Source organism: Luteibacter yeojuensis (genome assembly GCF_000964085.1).
In the GTDB taxonomy this organism is placed as follows: Bacteria; Pseudomonadota; Gammaproteobacteria; order Xanthomonadales; family Rhodanobacteraceae; genus Luteibacter; species Luteibacter yeojuensis_A.
Genome location: NZ_JZRB01000011.1, coordinates 56,862 through 70,692 on the forward strand (window position 1 = coordinate 56,862; position 13,831 = coordinate 70,692).

15 protein-coding genes are annotated in these 13,831 nt (G+C 64.9%); 11 read left to right on the top strand and 4 right to left on the bottom strand.

Annotated elements, in window-relative coordinates; genetic code table 11:
• Positions 1 to 8: 8 nt before the first annotated feature.
• From VI08_RS05935 to VI08_RS05960, 6 genes are all read left to right on the top strand, one after another.
• The gene (locus VI08_RS05935) at positions 9 to 467 is read left to right on the top strand and encodes a hypothetical protein (protein ID WP_045828634.1); all 459 of its coding nucleotides are present in this window, start codon (positions 9 to 11) and stop codon (positions 465 to 467) included.
• Between the two features lie 142 nt (positions 468 to 609).
• Positions 610 to 1,146, top strand: coding sequence for a hypothetical protein (locus VI08_RS05940; protein WP_157006367.1), 537 nt, complete (start codon positions 610 to 612; stop codon positions 1,144 to 1,146).
• Positions 1,134 to 1,664, top strand: coding sequence for a hypothetical protein (locus VI08_RS05945; protein WP_157006370.1), 531 nt, complete (start codon positions 1,134 to 1,136; stop codon positions 1,662 to 1,664). Before VI08_RS05940 ends, VI08_RS05945 begins: the two co-directional genes overlap by 13 nt.
• A 405-nt stretch (positions 1,665 to 2,069) precedes the next feature.
• Complete coding sequence (locus tag VI08_RS21650) at positions 2,070 to 2,774, top strand: hypothetical protein (protein ID WP_157006373.1); 705 nt, start codon at positions 2,070 to 2,072, stop codon at positions 2,772 to 2,774.
• 311 nt (positions 2,775 to 3,085) lie between these two features.
• On the top strand, positions 3,086 to 3,613 hold the full coding sequence (locus VI08_RS05955; protein WP_045828638.1) for a hypothetical protein: 528 nt from the start codon (positions 3,086 to 3,088) through the stop codon (positions 3,611 to 3,613).
• Between the two features lie 102 nt (positions 3,614 to 3,715).
• On the top strand, positions 3,716 to 4,951 hold the full coding sequence (locus VI08_RS05960) for an MFS transporter (protein WP_045828639.1): 1,236 nt from the start codon (positions 3,716 to 3,718) through the stop codon (positions 4,949 to 4,951).
• Between the two features lie 284 nt (positions 4,952 to 5,235).
• Here the strand turns inward: VI08_RS05960 and VI08_RS05965 are convergent, their stop codons facing one another.
• The 3 genes from VI08_RS05965 to VI08_RS05975 are packed head-to-tail and all read right to left on the bottom strand — an operon-like array spanning position 5,236 to position 7,602.
• Positions 5,236 to 6,126 (bottom strand): LysR family transcriptional regulator, encoded by an 891-nt coding sequence (locus VI08_RS05965; RefSeq protein WP_198148849.1) that lies wholly within the window; start codon positions 6,124 to 6,126, stop codon positions 5,236 to 5,238.
• A 4-nt stretch (positions 6,127 to 6,130) separates the two neighbouring features.
• A complete protein-coding gene (gene tesB, locus VI08_RS05970; protein WP_045828640.1) occupies positions 6,131 to 6,997 on the bottom strand; it encodes an acyl-CoA thioesterase II in 867 nt (288 codons plus the stop codon).
• Positions 6,998 to 7,044: 47 nt separating this feature from the next.
• Positions 7,045 to 7,602: an N-acetylmuramoyl-L-alanine amidase gene (locus VI08_RS05975; RefSeq protein WP_045828641.1), complete on the bottom strand. Its 558-nt coding sequence runs from the start codon at positions 7,600 to 7,602 to the stop codon at positions 7,045 to 7,047.
• A 45-nt stretch (positions 7,603 to 7,647) separates the two neighbouring features.
• On the opposite strand from VI08_RS05975, the gene VI08_RS05980 reads away from it, so the two are divergent.
• The 3 genes from VI08_RS05980 (at position 7,648) to VI08_RS05990 (ending at position 10,782) form a co-directional block, all read left to right on the top strand.
• Positions 7,648 to 8,166, top strand: a complete 519-nt coding sequence (locus tag VI08_RS05980; RefSeq protein WP_045828642.1) for an alpha/beta hydrolase — start codon at positions 7,648 to 7,650, stop codon at positions 8,164 to 8,166.
• The gene (gene rlmKL / locus VI08_RS05985) at positions 8,163 to 10,307 is read left to right on the top strand and encodes a bifunctional 23S rRNA (guanine(2069)-N(7))-methyltransferase RlmK/23S rRNA (guanine(2445)-N(2))-methyltransferase RlmL (protein ID WP_045828643.1); all 2,145 of its coding nucleotides are present in this window, start codon (positions 8,163 to 8,165) and stop codon (positions 10,305 to 10,307) included. The genes VI08_RS05980 and rlmKL overlap by 4 nt, the downstream gene beginning before the upstream one ends.
• Before the next feature lie 76 nt (positions 10,308 to 10,383).
• A complete protein-coding gene (locus VI08_RS05990; protein WP_045828644.1) occupies positions 10,384 to 10,782 on the top strand; it encodes a hypothetical protein in 399 nt (132 codons plus the stop codon).
• 51 nt (positions 10,783 to 10,833) lie between these two features.
• On the opposite strand, the gene VI08_RS05995 is transcribed toward VI08_RS05990, so the two are convergent.
• Positions 10,834 to 11,274, bottom strand: coding sequence for a DUF6491 family protein (locus VI08_RS05995; protein ID WP_052697712.1), 441 nt, complete (start codon positions 11,272 to 11,274; stop codon positions 10,834 to 10,836).
• Between the two features lie 187 nt (positions 11,275 to 11,461).
• Here VI08_RS05995 and egtB point away from each other — a divergent pair, with 187 nt between their 5' ends.
• Together egtB and egtD are read left to right on the top strand one after the other, a co-directional pair.
• Positions 11,462 to 12,730, top strand: a complete 1,269-nt coding sequence (gene egtB / locus VI08_RS06000; protein ID WP_045828645.1) for an ergothioneine biosynthesis protein EgtB — start codon at positions 11,462 to 11,464, stop codon at positions 12,728 to 12,730.
• Complete coding sequence (gene egtD, locus VI08_RS06005) at positions 12,727 to 13,710, top strand: L-histidine N(alpha)-methyltransferase (protein ID WP_052697713.1); 984 nt, start codon at positions 12,727 to 12,729, stop codon at positions 13,708 to 13,710. Before egtB ends, egtD begins: the two co-directional genes overlap by 4 nt.
• Positions 13,711 to 13,831 lie beyond the last annotated feature (121 nt).

Sequence of the window (13,831 nt, forward strand, 5' to 3'; positions counted from 1 at the left end):
CCCTCGCCATGAAAACCGCCGCCGCCCTTATCCTCGCCCTCGGCCTGCCGTTCGCCGCATCAGCCGCCCCACCGCCAGGCGCCCATGGTGAAAAAGCCCCCGCCGCCGAGCCGATGAAGACCTTCCAGTGGCGCGACGAAGCCGCGGGCTACACCTTCGTGGCGCCGCCGCGCTGGGCGGGGAAGGTGAAAGCCGTGCCGCTGGCCTCGGCCGAGCTGGCGAAGTCGGGCGCCACCAGTGGCGTGAAGTTCGTGGCCGGGTCAAAGGCCTTGCTGGTGCTGCTGGCGTCGGATGACGAACGGGCCAAGGCCGTTACCGACGCCGGCAACCGCGAGTTGTCCCGGAATGACGGGCACATCGTGGCCGTGCATGCGTCAACGGATTCGGGTGATCTCGCGCTGACGAACGACGAGCTTGCGCAGGCCGTGCGGTGGGATGGGCAGGCGGCTGGAAGCGCCGTCCGCTGACGACACCCCCTCGTATCCCGTCGTCGAAGGACTACAGAAATCGATGCCAGCGCCTACACGAATAGGCGGCTTTGGCTGATGTCCTGTGTTTCGGGCCCGCGCAATCATGGGCGCTCCGCAGATGCCTGGCGTCAGTCGACCTATGAATTTCTCGTCCACCCTTGTTGCAGGTCTCCTGCTGCTCGTCACGGCATCGGCCGTGGCCTGTCCATTGGAAAAGGGAAGGTATCGCTATACGAGCTCTGGCAACTACAGCGAAGGCCGTTTTTTTACCCGGAATGGCGGCGATGGAACGGGGCCGCGGCAAACCTACTTCCGCATGACGATGGCAACGACCCCGTCGTTGGCCACGACGAGGGACGGCGTCGGCATCAAGAGGCCGGCCACCCGGATCAAGGTAGCCTTCGCTCTCTCGGGCGACGGCAGTCAGGAAATCAGGCTTGCGCGGCATGATGACGATGCCGGCCGCATCGATTGGGTGGAAAGCGACGCTTGGCTCGACCTGCTGACGAGCCTTTTTCTCTGGAACAAAGCGCATCAGCCTTTGACCAAGGTGCCGGCACGCAACGACGCCGCCCCGGACTTTGTCTTCCTGCCTCATATGAATGCTGCGTTCCGCTATGTAGGCGGCGCCTCTGTCGGGTTTGGCATGTTCGCGTTGGTGTCATGCGCAAAATGATCACGCGGCAAGTCGCCGTCACGGCAGCACTCGTTTGGCACACAGCGAGTTTCGCCGAACCATGCAAGATAGATAAGGCGCGCTACCGGTATACATCGGCGGAGTACAACGCGACTGCCGACTTCTTGGCCGTCCACAGCGAGTGGATAGGCCACCGCAGTCCTCGCACGGCGCTCCATCTACGCCTGCCCTTGGCGGGACAAGGGCAGGCAGCCTTCCTGGATGACTGGTTTGTGTTTGACCAGGGATCGAGTCAGCGAATTTATCTCATGAACAGCACGAGCCGATCCTCCCCGTCATGGGCGGGATGGGACGACAAACGATCCGTGGGGCCGCTCGACACACTTTTTAACTTCTACGCATGGAGCGCGCAGTATGTCGTTCTGGTGAAGCCGCCTTCCAGTGGGGATGTTGCGCCGGAATACATCTTCCTGCCTGAGTTACACGCGCTCATTCCGGGTATCTCGGGCGTTTCGCCGTTACCGGGGATGTTCGTCCTCGATCGTTGCGATGCCTGACTCGTTGATCCGGCAGGCATGCGTGACGAAAGGGCTGTCGTTTTCGCCGGGCGCAGCTGCAATGGCTGCGCACATCTTGTTTCCGTGCCGAATCATGCGCTACCCCGCTTCGGCGTCGTCAACATCCGCGGTATCGGCGCTGTAACGTAGTCCGTGTTCGAGGGCACAGCCACGTTGGCGCGACGCTGGTGCGCCGTCGTATCGAGGCAGCCTGTCATCCAAAGACTACATGGATTGATGCCGGCGCCTACACGAACTTAAGACAACGACTGATGCCTGGCGCTTTGCCCTCTACGTAATCTATTGCCACCTGCAGGCATCACGCCACTCTCAGGTGCTTCGCAGGTCCGCGTGGCGTCGTCGACGCCAAAGTAAGCAACGTTTCACTGGCAAGGAGAAGCCGAGATGGCTAAGCCACCCACCAAACGCAAGCGACCCGGTTCTGACGAGGAGCCGATCGACTATCCCACCGTTCCCGTCACCGCGGATCGGCCGCGTGACCCGCCATCACGGCCGGCACCATCGCGACCGTCTGAGCCGCGCGATCCTGTTGGGCCGTTCCCCGGCACGGGCCGGCCGCCGCACGGCCGTGAAAGTCCGTACATGCGTGGCGCCTACAAATATCAGACGCCGGCCGGTCACCGATACAGCCTTCAGATGCGTCCACGCAGTTCGCAAGAAGCCGTGCTGAACGCGATCGTCGATTACGGCTTCTCGCTTGGCGTGCCCGAAGAGACGATCGCTATTGTAGCGGTTACCGCTTATCAGGAAAGCTCGTTCGGCGACCAACTTACCAATAATAGCTCCAGCGCCCTCGGCGTCTTTCAGTTCACGATCGGTACGTGGGAGAAATACGGCCATTTGAACCGGGAGAACTTTGCCGATCAGCTCGTTGTTATGTATGAGCGAATTCAGTATTTTCGGGAGAGGTATAGCATCCATCTATCTGAGGGAAAAATTGCTGGCACGATGACCTTTCCGGAATACGCATACGCGAGCCACAAGCAGGGGCCGTATGATCCCAGGGGAATTGAGGGGAACGCGGAAACGCAAAAGGCTCTTACTGGTTTTCGTGACAAGTGGATTATTCTTTCGTTCCACGTTGAATGAGCGCATGTGCATGGATGCGTTTGTTAGCGTGTGCATCGGCCATTGTTCCCACTCATAAATGTAGGGTGCGGATAGAGGCAGGTTAAAAACTCAGCGAAAAAATATTGCGAAGGCCGCGACGCCAAGGTAGTGATACTTGGCGTCGCAACTAAAAAGAACCTCGTTTGGATCGCATGTCTTTCATCTGCTGTGTAGTGGTTTCGCGCGCTGCAAAGACATCGCCGCGCGTTTCTTTGTTCTGCCTCATACGAACAGTGTATTAGTTACTTAAGAGGCATCTCCATTGTTTTTGGTGTGTTTGAACGGGTCTCATGGGTAAATTGATCACGCGTCATGTCGTCGGCACCTCAGCAGTTGTCTGGCACGCAATATGTTTTGCGGCGCAATGTAGGGTGGAGAAGGCTCACTATCGGTACACCGCTGCTGAGTACAACGCGACCGCCGATTTCGTGACGGTTGATGATGATGCGTTCTGGAGTCACGCGCGTCCGGCGCTCCACCTGCGCCTTCCCCTATCTGGAGCCGAAGACGGGAAGTTCATGGACGACTGGTTCCTCTTCGACCAAGGGTCGAGTGAATACATCTATCTGCTGAACAGCACTCGCAGGACGACGCCATCATGGGCGGGGCGGGACGCCCCGCATCCCGATGGACCTCTCTACAAGCTCAAGAAGTATTACGCATGGGACAAACGCCACAAGTTGATTGTGGATGTGCCGAGAAGCGGAGACTCGGCACCGCAATACATCTTTATCCCTGAGCTACAGCGGCTTATTCCGGGCATCTCGGGAACGTCTCCAGCGCCTGGCATGTTCATGCTCGACCGTTGCGAGACCTGACTGCTATTCGTAGAAGATATCGAACGGGATGAATTTCCATATCGATTCGACTCAATTCAGGGTTTAGCCTAGGCACATCCGCTCATTCCCTGGAGGTCCCTCGTGGACGGCTCGTCTCCCGCCGCGCCGGCGGTTGTTGATCGGCGCATCCGCCACGGCACGCCGGCCTTCCGGCGCACCAATCTCGCCTTGTTCTCGTCCGGCTTCGCCACCTTCGGCCTGCTGTATTGCGTGCAGCCGTTGATGCCAGCGTTCTCGCATGATTTCGGCGTGGATGCCGCCACCAGTTCGCTCTCGCTTTCGCTCACCACGGCGGTGATGGCCGTGGGCATGCTGTTCGCCGGTGCCATCTCCGATGCGCTGGGCCGCAAGCCGGTCATGTTGGCGTCGCTGCTGTCGTCGTCGCTGCTGGTGCTGCTTACGGCCGTGTCGCCGAGCTGGGCGCTGCTGCTCGCCGCTCGTGCGCTGCTCGGTGTGACGCTGGCTGGGTTGCCGGCCGTAGCCATGACGTACCTTAGCGAGGAAGTGCACGGCGAATCCCTTGGCTTTGCCATGGGCCTCTACATTGGCGGCAACGCCATCGGCGGCATGAGTGGCCGCTTGATTTCAGGCTTCACGGCCGACCACGCCTCATGGCGCGTGGCTGTCGGCGTCATCGGTGTCCTCGGCCTCGTGGCCGCGCTGCTTGTCGCCAAGGGCTTGCCGGCCTCCGTGCATTTCCAGAGCCGCAGTGCACGCCCCCGCGCGTTGCTCGCATCGTTCGGCGAGCTGCTCAAGGACAAGGGCATGCCGTGGTTGTTCGCCGAAGGCTTCCTGCTCATGGGCGCGTTCGTCACCATCTACAACTACGTGTCCTTCCGCCTCCTGGCACCGCCGTTTTCGCTGTCGCAATCGCATGTAGGCGCCATCTTCATGGTGTACCTCATCGGTGTGGGCGCATCGGCGTGGATGGGGTCGCTGGCCGGCAAGCTTGGCCGCGGCAAAGTTATGTGGACGGCGTTCGTGATGATGCTGGTGGGCGTGGCCCTCACGTCGAGCATGTCGCTGTGGGCCATCGTCACCGGCATCGCGCTCATCACTTTCGGCTTCTTCGGTGGCCATTCCATCGCGAGCGGCTGGGTGGGCATGCGGGCGAAGAGCGCCAAGGCGCATGCCTCGTCGATGTACCTGTTTTCGTACTACATGGGCTCGAGCATCGCCGGTTCACTTGGCGGCGTGGCTTGGGTGCATGCGGGGTGGGCTGGTGTGGCCACTTATGTTGCCGTGTTGGTTGCCGCCGGGCTGGCCATCGCGTGGAAGCTGCGCGGGTTGCGGCCGTTGGCGCAGGTTTCGCAGTAGCCAAAATGACGAAGCCCCCAGGCTTGCGCCCGGGGCGTTGGCGAGGGCGGAAGGCTCGTCAGCGCCTTCGTTCCTGCTGCAATTGCCACCTCGAAAGGTCTGACTGCAGACTTGGAGGTCGTGTGTTCCCGACGCGATGAAGTATAGCTTCGACGTGGGCGATGTGCATTGCAGATGTTTCTCTATGCAGGCGCGCTCGCGCGCGCATCGCCCACGGGTGTGAGCTCCTACGGAAGCGTCGCGCGCAAGCGCGCTCCCACAGGCCGATTTTCCCAGGGTGGCAGTTAGGCTTTCAGCATCAGCGCCATGAACGCCTTCACCAGTGGCGAGGTATCGGCGCGGCGGTGCACCAGGTGCAGTGCGCTTGCCGCATCGGGTGAATCGATCGGCACGTAAGCCACGCCGGTGACATGCACATGGCGCATCGATTCTGGCAGCACGGCGACACCGAGGCCTGCGGCGACCAGGCCCACCATCGTCGCGGATTCGCCGGCCTCCTGCGCCACGCGCGGCGCGAACCCGGCGTTGCGGCACATCTGCTGGACCTGCGCGGCAACACCCGTGCCCGCGTTGCGGCTGAATACGACGAAGTGCTCTTCAGCCAGCTGCTCCACGCGCACGCGTGGCTTGCGGCCCTTCGCCAGCGGGTGGTCAGCCCGCAGTACGGCGACCAGCGGATCGTCCACCAGCTTGCGCGCCACCAGCGGCGGGGGCAGGTTGGTGCCACGGATCAGGCCCACTTGCTGGGTGCCTTCGAGCAGGCGCTCGATCTGCTGCAGCGTGTTGTGTTCCTTCAGCACCAGCCGCACCGCGGGGTACGCCTCGCGGAACGCCCGCACGGCGCGCGGGAAGCGCTCGATCAGCGGCGTGCTCTGTGTGAACCCCACGTGCAGCTCGCCAATGTCGCCACGCTCCGCGCGCCGGGCCATGTCGCCGGCTTCGTCGACGCGGGCGATGATGTCCCGCGCGGCATCGAGGTAAACGCGGCCGGCATCGGTGAGTTCGACGCGGCGGTTGGTACGGCGCAGCAGGCGCAACCCGAGTTGCGCTTCGAGGTCGCGGATCTGCTGGCTGAGCGGCGGCTGCGAGATGCCGAGCCGCTCGGCCGCACGGCTGAAGTGGAGCTCGTCGGCGACGGCGATGAAATAGCGCAGGTGCCGCAGCTCGATGTTCATGCGCTTAGCCGGGGCGGACGCGGATGAGGCCTTCCTGCGCGGTGCTGGCGATGAGCTTGCCGTCGCGGGTGTAGATCATGCCGCGCGCCAGGCCACGGCCGCCTTGCGAGGTGGGGCTGTCGAACGAATAGAGCAGCCACTCGTCGATGCGGAAGGGGCGGTGGAACCACAGGGCGTGGTCCAGGCTGGCCATCTGCATGTTGCGGGTGAGGTAGGAAATGCCGTGCGGCAGCGTGGCCGTGCCGATCAGGTGGAAATCCGAGGCGTAGGCGAGCAGCGCCTGGTGCAGCGACAGCGTATCGGCGATGGGCGCGGTGAGGCGGAACCAGATGTGCTGGTAGGGCGGGCGCTTGGCGGGGCGCAGTTCATCGCGCGGCCACACGTGGCGGAACTCGAATGGGCCGTCCTTACCAAGCCAGCGCTGGGTTTTCTCAGGCAGGCGGGCCAGCTGCTCGGCCGACATGGCGGGCATGGGTTCGATGTCCTCTGGCGCTGGCACCTCCGGCATCGACATCTGGTGCTCGTAGCCTTCCTCGGGCACCTGGAACGAGATGGAGCCGTTGAGGATGGGCTGGCCGTGCTGGATGGCCACCACCCGGCGGGCGGAGAACGACCCGCCGTCGCGCGTGCGCTCCACGCTGTAGACGATGGGCGCGTCGATATCGCCCGCGCGCAGGAAATAGGCGTGCAGGGAATGGGCGACGCGGTCCGCGGGCACCGTGCGGTGCGCGGCGGATAGCGCCTGGCCCAGCACCTGGCCACCGAAGACGAACTTCGTGCCGATGTCGCGGCTCTGGCCGCGGAACAGGTTGTCTTCGAGGCGTTCGAGCTGGAGCAGTTCGACGAGCTCGCCGACGTGGGTGTCCTGCATGGGTATCCCCTTGGAAACAGTGCGCGTTGGCCGCCGATTATAGGGAGTCAGGCCGTGATGCGGCCGAGGCGGCCATCGTCGTACGCGCGTGCCCACGGGAACTGCGGGCCGGGGTCGCGCTTGCGCGGCACTTCGTTCTCCGGGTCGTCGCTGGCGGGCACCATGGCGGTGTCGAGGTCCTCGTGGCCGGCGATATGGCGCAGGGAAGGGAAGCGCGCCGTCAGCTCGTCGAGCAGCGCCCGCAGCGCGGCGATCTGCGCCGGCGGGTAGGGCTCGGTCATCTCCTGCTTCGCGGTGTGGAACCAGTCCGGATAGCGGCCCAGGTTCACCAGCTCGATGCCGATGGAGCGCGGGTTGTAGCCGCGGGTGTGGTTGGCGACCCGCAGGGGGTCGACGTAGCAGAGCACCGAGCCATCCCGGTCGATGTAGTAGTGGCCGCTGGCGCCGGTGCCGCGGTCTTCGTAGAGCACCCGCTCGCCGTACTCGCGGGCCATGGCCAGGTCGGGCAGCTCGGTGCAGTGGATCACCACCAGGTCGATGGTGTCGCCGGCGCGCTGGGGCAGGCGGGCCTCGTAAGGCAGGGGGGCGTGCAGGATGTCGATCATGGCGCTTTGATAACATAGCCAGTCGATCCGCGTACGGAGACCGCCATGCGCGGCCACATCATTCTTTCCCACGGGTCCGATTCCGGCCCCGACGCCACCAAGGTCAGCGCCCTGGCGGCCACCGCCGAGAGCCTCGGCTACACCACCCACCGCCCGGATTACCGGGCGGACGACCTGAAGGGCCATGCCGGCTCGGTGGCCCCGCGCCTGGCGCGGCTGGCCGCGGCCATCGCGGCCTCGCCGGTGCCTCCCGTGCTGGTGGGCTCGAGCATGGGCGCCTTCGTCGCCGGGCTCGCCTCGCTGGATGCCCCGGTGGCTGGGCTGTTCCTGCTGGCGCTGCCCGCGGAAATCCCGGGCTACCCGCGCCCGTTCGCCACGGCGCCGGGCGTGCCGTCGTTTCTTGTCCACGGCTATGCCGACGATGTGTGCCCGGTGGAAGGGGCCATCGCCTTCGCCCGCGGGCAGGGCGCCCCGCTGCTGCTGGTCCAGGACGACCACCGCCTGTCGGCCACCCTGGCCGACATCGATGCTGAATTCCGTCGCTTCCTGGGTGGCCTCGCATGAATTTCTTCGCCACCTGCCCCAAAGGCCTCGAGTACCTGCTGAAGGACGAACTGGTCGCCATAGGCGCCACCGAGGTGAAAGAGGCTCTCGCGGGCGTGGCCTTCAGTGGCGGCATGGAAACGGCCTACCGCGCGTGCCTGTGGTCGCGCATGGCCAGCCGCGTGCTGCTGCCGCTGGCTGAATTCGACGCCGCCACGCCGGAGGACCTCTACCAGGGCGTGCAGGGCATCGACTGGGCGGAGCATCTGGCCCCGCACGGCACGCTGGCCGTCGACGCCAACACGGCGCTCAGCAAGCTCACGCACAGCCAGTTCATCGCGCTGAAGACCAAGGACGCCATCGTCGACCAGTTCCGCACCGCCAGCGGCGCGCGCCCCGACGTGGAGACCGACGAGCCCGACGTGCAGGTGAACGTTCGCGTCCGCCGCGACCGCGCCACCTTGTCCATCGATCTTTCCGGTTCGCCGCTGCACCGCCGCGGCTGGCGCGAACGCCAGGGCGAGGCCCCGCTGAAGGAAAACCTCGCCGCCGCCATGCTGGTCCGTGCCCAGTGGCCACGCCTGTACGCCGAGGGCGGCGCGCTGGTCGACCCGATGTGTGGTTCGGGCACGCTGCTGATCGAAGGCGCCCTCATGGCCGCCGGCGCCGCGCCGGGCCTGCGCCGTGGTTACTTCGGGTTCCTTGGCTGGAAGAAGCACGATTACGCGCTGTGGAAGCAGCTGTGGGAGGAGGCCAAGGCAACGACCGACGAGGGCATGCGCAACCTGCGCCCCGTGTTCTTCGGCAGCGACACCGACGCGAACATGGTGCAAACCGCCAAGCGCAACGCGCAGACCGCGGGCGTGGCCGGCTTCATCACCCTCGACCGCCGCGACGCCATCCATGTCACGCCGCCGCCGGAAACCCCGCTGGGCCTGGTCATCACCAACCCGCCGTACGGCGAGCGCCTGGGCGACCGCGCCGAGCTGCCGCACCTGTACCGGCAGTTGGGCCAGGCGCTGAAAGAGCGCTTCCCGGGCTGGCGCGCCGCCGTGCTCGCGGGCGATGAAGAACTGGGCCGGGCCATGCGCCTGTCGCCCGACAAGCGCTACGCGCTCTACAACGGCGCCCTGGAGACACCCCTGCTCACCTTCAGCCTGCGTGCGCAGGGCGATATGCCGGCGCGCGAGCCCAGGCCGCTGTCCGACGGCGCGCAGATGCTGAAGAACCGGCTCGAGAAGAACGTGCGCCACCTGCGCAAGCGCCTCGGCCGCGAGGGCATCACCTGCTGGCGCGCCTACGACCAGGACCTGCCCGAATACGCGGCCGCCATCGACGTCTACGAGGGCTGGCTGCATATCCAGGAATACAAGGCGCCGCAGGATATCCCCGTGGATGTCGCCCGCACGCGCCTGCGCGAAGTGGTGCGGGTGGCCGCCGAGGTGTTCGGCACCCCGCGCGAGCGCATCGCCGTGAAGACGCGCGAGAAGGGCAAGGGCGGCTCGAAATACGGGCAGTTCGACCAGCGCGGCGAGTTCGTCGAGGTGAACGAGGGTGGCTTGAAGTTCCTCATCAACCCCACCGATTACCTCGATACCGGCCTGTTCCTGGACCACCGGCTGGTGCGCGGCAAGATCCGGGAACTTGCCGCCGGCAAGCATTTCCTCAACCTGTTCGCCTATACGGGCACCGCCAGCGTCTATGCCGCGGATGGCGACGCCCGCGATACCACCACGGTGGATCTCTCCGGCACCTACCTCGACTGGGCCTCGAAGAACCTGGCCCTGAACGGCTTCACGGGCAACCGCCACCGCCTGGTGCAGGAGGATGCCCTGAAGTTCCTCGAGAGCCGCTCGATGCAGTACGGGCTGATCTACGTCGACCCACCCACATTCTCCAATTCCAAGAAGGCGGATGACTTCGACGTGCAGCGCGACCACGTGAAGCTGCTGCTGCTGTGCGCCGAGCGCCTGCTGCCCGATGGCGTCATCGTGTTCTCCAACAACTACCGCCGGTTCCAGCTTGATAAAGCCGCCCTGGAGCCCCATCTTTCCATTGAAGACTGGAGTGCGCCGAGCATCCCGTTCGACTTCAGCCGCCGCCACGATATCCACGGCTGCTGGCTGCTCCGCAAGCCCTTCGTGAACCCGTGGAAAACGTGAAGGGACGGTGCAGAAAACTTCAGTCCGGATTCAGTGGCTGAGCGCGAACCTGCACTCACCTGAGGAGGTAACTGTCATGAAAGCTAAGTTCGTCAAGTCCGCTGTCGCCCTTGCTGCCGTGGGCCTCATGGCGTTCGCACCGGCCACGTTCGCGCGCGGCTGGGGCCATGGCGGTTACGGCTATGGTGGTTACCACGGTGGTTACTACGGCGGCGGTTACCGCCACGGTGGCTACTACGACCACAGTGGCCGCTGGATCGCCGGCGCCATTGTCGCCGGCACGGTCGGTGCGCTGGTTTACAACGCCACGCAGCCGCGCACGGTCGTCTACGATCGCCCGGTGTACTACAGCCGTCCGTCCACGGTGGTTTACGAAGATTCGGCGCCGGTTGTCACGCGCCGCGTCACCACCACGACCACCACGTACGACGACGGATATTCCACCCGCTACGTGCGCGACGATGGCGGCTACTGATCCATCGTCCAAGCGATAAAAAAGCCCGGCCCATGGCCGGGCTTTTTCGTTTCAGTGGCCGCCGCTGGTGCCCGGGCCGCTGGCCTTGCGCTTCGCGTTCTTGTTGAGTTGGTCGTACGTGGCCTTGTCGATCTTCTCCACCGCCTGGATCTGGCAGGGCGGGTCGTCACGGCGAACGATCTGCTCATTGATGCTGCCGCAGATACGCATGGGCGCCACGGCCTTAACGTTCTCCGAAGCGCGGAAGCGCACGCCGCCGCCCAGGTCCATGCGCGGGCAGTCGACGTTGGTGGTGATCTTGAAGTAGTTCGGCCCGTTGGCCACGGCGACGGTGCGATCGTCGACGACAGCGTAGTTCGAGATGCGATCGGTGCGCATGCAGTCGTTGACCTGCAGCTCCTGGCGCGCCACTGGCTGCTGGGGGCGTCCCGCGGCCCAGGGGGCCGTTGAGACAAGGAGCAGGCAGGCGACGGCGACGTGGCGTGCGTTCATGGCGATTCCCTCTGCGTTGGGTCATACCACGTTAAGCCCAGAGGACCAGAAAAACGAGAGGGGGCAGGGGCTGGATGCACCTTCCGTTAAGGCCGGTGGCACAACCACTCACACCGGTTGAACGTTTGCTAGGGCATGGTCGACCGTCATGGCCAGTGCCCCGCTGGCCGCAAGACGGGATACGCGCATGACCGCTCGCCCGCTCGGCCTCGCTCCCTCCACGCCCACGGGCGCGGCGCTGGCCGAACGTTTCCTCCGCATACGCCGCCGCACGCTCGAGCTCGCGGCCCGGCTAAGCCCCGAAGACACCGTTGTCCAATCCATGCCCGATGCCAGCCCGACCAAATGGCACCTGGCGCACACCACATGGTTTTTCGAGCAGTTCATCCTCGGCCGCGACGACGCCTACCGCTCGCCCAACCCCGAGTGGCACTTCCTTTTCAACAGCTACTACCAGTCGGTGGGGCCGATGCACGCGCGCCCGCAGCGCGGCATGCTGACGCGGCCGACGCTCGACGAGGTGCTGTCGTACCGCGCACGCATCGACGATGCGATCGCCGGCCTCATCGTGCGTGGTGGCGACGATGCGTTGCCCACGCTGGTCGAGCTTGGCGTGCAGCACGAGCAACAGCACCAGGAACTGCTGCTGACCGACATCAAGCACGCCTTCGCACAAAACCCGCTGCAGCCCGCGTACGCGCCCGACGGGCCGCGCGCGCTCCCGGTCGCGGCACCCGCGCTGCGATTCATCCCCTTCGACGAGGGCGTCGTTTCCGTAGGCTTCGAAGGCGACGGCTTCCACTTCGACAACGAAGGCCCGCGCCATCGCACCTACCGCCAGGCGGGGTCGATCGCCAACCGTCCTGTCACGAACGCGGAGTACCGTGCCTTCATCGACGACGGTGGCTACCGCACGCCCACGCTGTGGCTCTCCGATGGCTGGGCCACGGTGCAGGGCGAGCACTGGGCGCGCCCGCTGTATTGGGACGAGGCGCTGGAAACCGAGTTCACTTTGCAAGGGCGCCGTGCCATCGACCCGCATGCGCCCGTCACGCACATCAGCTACTTCGAGGCCGATGCGTTCGCGCGCTGGGCCGGTGCGCGGCTGCCGACCGAAGTGGAATGGGAAACGATGGCGGCCGGCCTGCCGGTGCGCGGGAACCTACAGGACAGCGGGGTGTTCCAACCCCGTGCCAGCTCGTTCGAAACGGAACTCGGCCAGGTGTACGGCGACTGTTGGGAATGGACGATGAGCCCCTATGTCAGTTATCCCGGGTTTCGTCCGCTCGACGGCGCGCTGGGTGAGTACAACGGAAAATTCATGAATGGGCAGTGGATCCTCCGCGGAGGCTCCTGCGCCACGCCCGCCGACCACGTACGCGCGACATACCGCAATTTCTTTCCGCCCCATGCACGCTGGCAGTTTTCGGGGCTACGACTTGGAAACGATCGATGAGCGCTCAACCCAAAGACATCCGCCTTGACGACCGCCACCCGGATGTCGACGACACGCTTGATACCGTGCGCCGCGGCCTGGCCGCCAAACCGAAAAAGCTGCCCTCCCGGCTGTTCTACGACGAGCGGGGCTCCGCGCTCTTCGAAGCCATCTGCGAGCAACCCGAGTACTACCTCACCCGCACCGAGATCGCGATCATGCGCGACCACGCGGGCGATATCGCCGACACGCTGGGCCCCGACGTGCGGCTCGTGGAATATGGCAGCGGCAGCGGCATCAAGACCCGCATGCTGCTCGAGCACCTGCACACGCCGGTGGCGTACGTGCCCGTCGAGATCTCGCGCACGGCGCTGATGGAAAGCGTGGCCGAGCTCGCCTCGCGCTTCCCCGACGTGCCCATGCAGCCGGTGTGCGCCGACTTCACCCAGCCGCTGCGCCTGCCTGTCGCGGCGCGTTCGCCACGCCGCACGGTCATCTACTTCCCCGGCTCCACCATCGGCAACTTCGAAACGAAGGAAGCCATCAAGATCCTCCGCCAGATGCGTGCCGAGATGAGCGATGGTGGCGGTGTCATCGTGGGCGTCGACCTGAAGAAGGATCCGGCCGAGATTGAAGCCGCGTACAACGATGCCGCGGGTGTCACGCGCGATTTCACCCTCAACATGCTGGTGCGCCTGAACCGCGAGGTGGGCACGGATTTCGAGGTCGATGCCTTCCGCCACCGCGCGCGCTACAACGCGCTCGCGGGCCGCATCGAGACCGCGCTGGTGAGCACGAAGCGGCAGGACGTGCACGTGGGCCAGGATACCTACGCGTTCCGCGAAGACGAAGCCATGCACGTGGAATACAGCTGCAAGTACTCGCTCGAGGATTTCGCCCAGATGGCCGCCAAGGCCGGCCTCTCGGTGGCGAAGGTGTGGACGGACAAGGACGAGCGCTTCAGCGTGCAGTACCTGGTGCGCGCACCGCTGGTGGCCTAAAAAGCGGTATACGCCTTCGTGTAGGAGCGCACTTGTGCGCGACGCCTTTGGCGAAAGAGCAACAGGCCCTGCGGCTCTTTCGCGAAAAGATGTCGCGCACAAGTGCGCTCCTACATGGGGG

What these genes read in the sequence shown, in the direction of transcription:
- egtD (WP_052697713.1), top strand. Translation starts at nt 12,727, where the DNA reads ATGAGCGCTCAACCCAAAGACATCCGCCTTGACGACCGCCACCCGGAT.
- VI08_RS05990 (WP_045828644.1), top strand. Translation starts at nt 10,384, where the DNA reads ATGAAAGCTAAGTTCGTCAAGTCCGCTGTCGCCCTTGCTGCCGTGGGC.
- VI08_RS05935 (WP_045828634.1), top strand. Translation starts at nt 9, where the DNA reads ATGAAAACCGCCGCCGCCCTTATCCTCGCCCTCGGCCTGCCGTTCGCC.
- VI08_RS05940 (WP_157006367.1), top strand. Translation starts at nt 610, where the DNA reads ATGAATTTCTCGTCCACCCTTGTTGCAGGTCTCCTGCTGCTCGTCACG.
- VI08_RS05955 (WP_045828638.1), top strand. Translation starts at nt 3,086, where the DNA reads ATGGGTAAATTGATCACGCGTCATGTCGTCGGCACCTCAGCAGTTGTC.
- VI08_RS21650 (WP_157006373.1), top strand. Translation starts at nt 2,070, where the DNA reads ATGGCTAAGCCACCCACCAAACGCAAGCGACCCGGTTCTGACGAGGAG.
- egtB (WP_045828645.1), top strand. Translation starts at nt 11,462, where the DNA reads ATGACCGCTCGCCCGCTCGGCCTCGCTCCCTCCACGCCCACGGGCGCG.
- tesB (WP_045828640.1), bottom strand. Translation starts at nt 6,997, where the DNA reads ATGCAGGACACCCACGTCGGCGAGCTCGTCGAACTGCTCCAGCTCGAA.
- VI08_RS05980 (WP_045828642.1), top strand. Translation starts at nt 7,648, where the DNA reads ATGCGCGGCCACATCATTCTTTCCCACGGGTCCGATTCCGGCCCCGAC.
- VI08_RS05975 (WP_045828641.1), bottom strand. Translation starts at nt 7,602, where the DNA reads ATGATCGACATCCTGCACGCCCCCCTGCCTTACGAGGCCCGCCTGCCC.
- VI08_RS05995 (WP_052697712.1), bottom strand. Translation starts at nt 11,274, where the DNA reads ATGAACGCACGCCACGTCGCCGTCGCCTGCCTGCTCCTTGTCTCAACG.
- rlmKL (WP_045828643.1), top strand. Translation starts at nt 8,163, where the DNA reads ATGAATTTCTTCGCCACCTGCCCCAAAGGCCTCGAGTACCTGCTGAAG.
- VI08_RS05965 (WP_198148849.1), bottom strand. Translation starts at nt 6,126, where the DNA reads ATGAACATCGAGCTGCGGCACCTGCGCTATTTCATCGCCGTCGCCGAC.
- VI08_RS05945 (WP_157006370.1), top strand. Translation starts at nt 1,134, where the DNA reads ATGCGCAAAATGATCACGCGGCAAGTCGCCGTCACGGCAGCACTCGTT.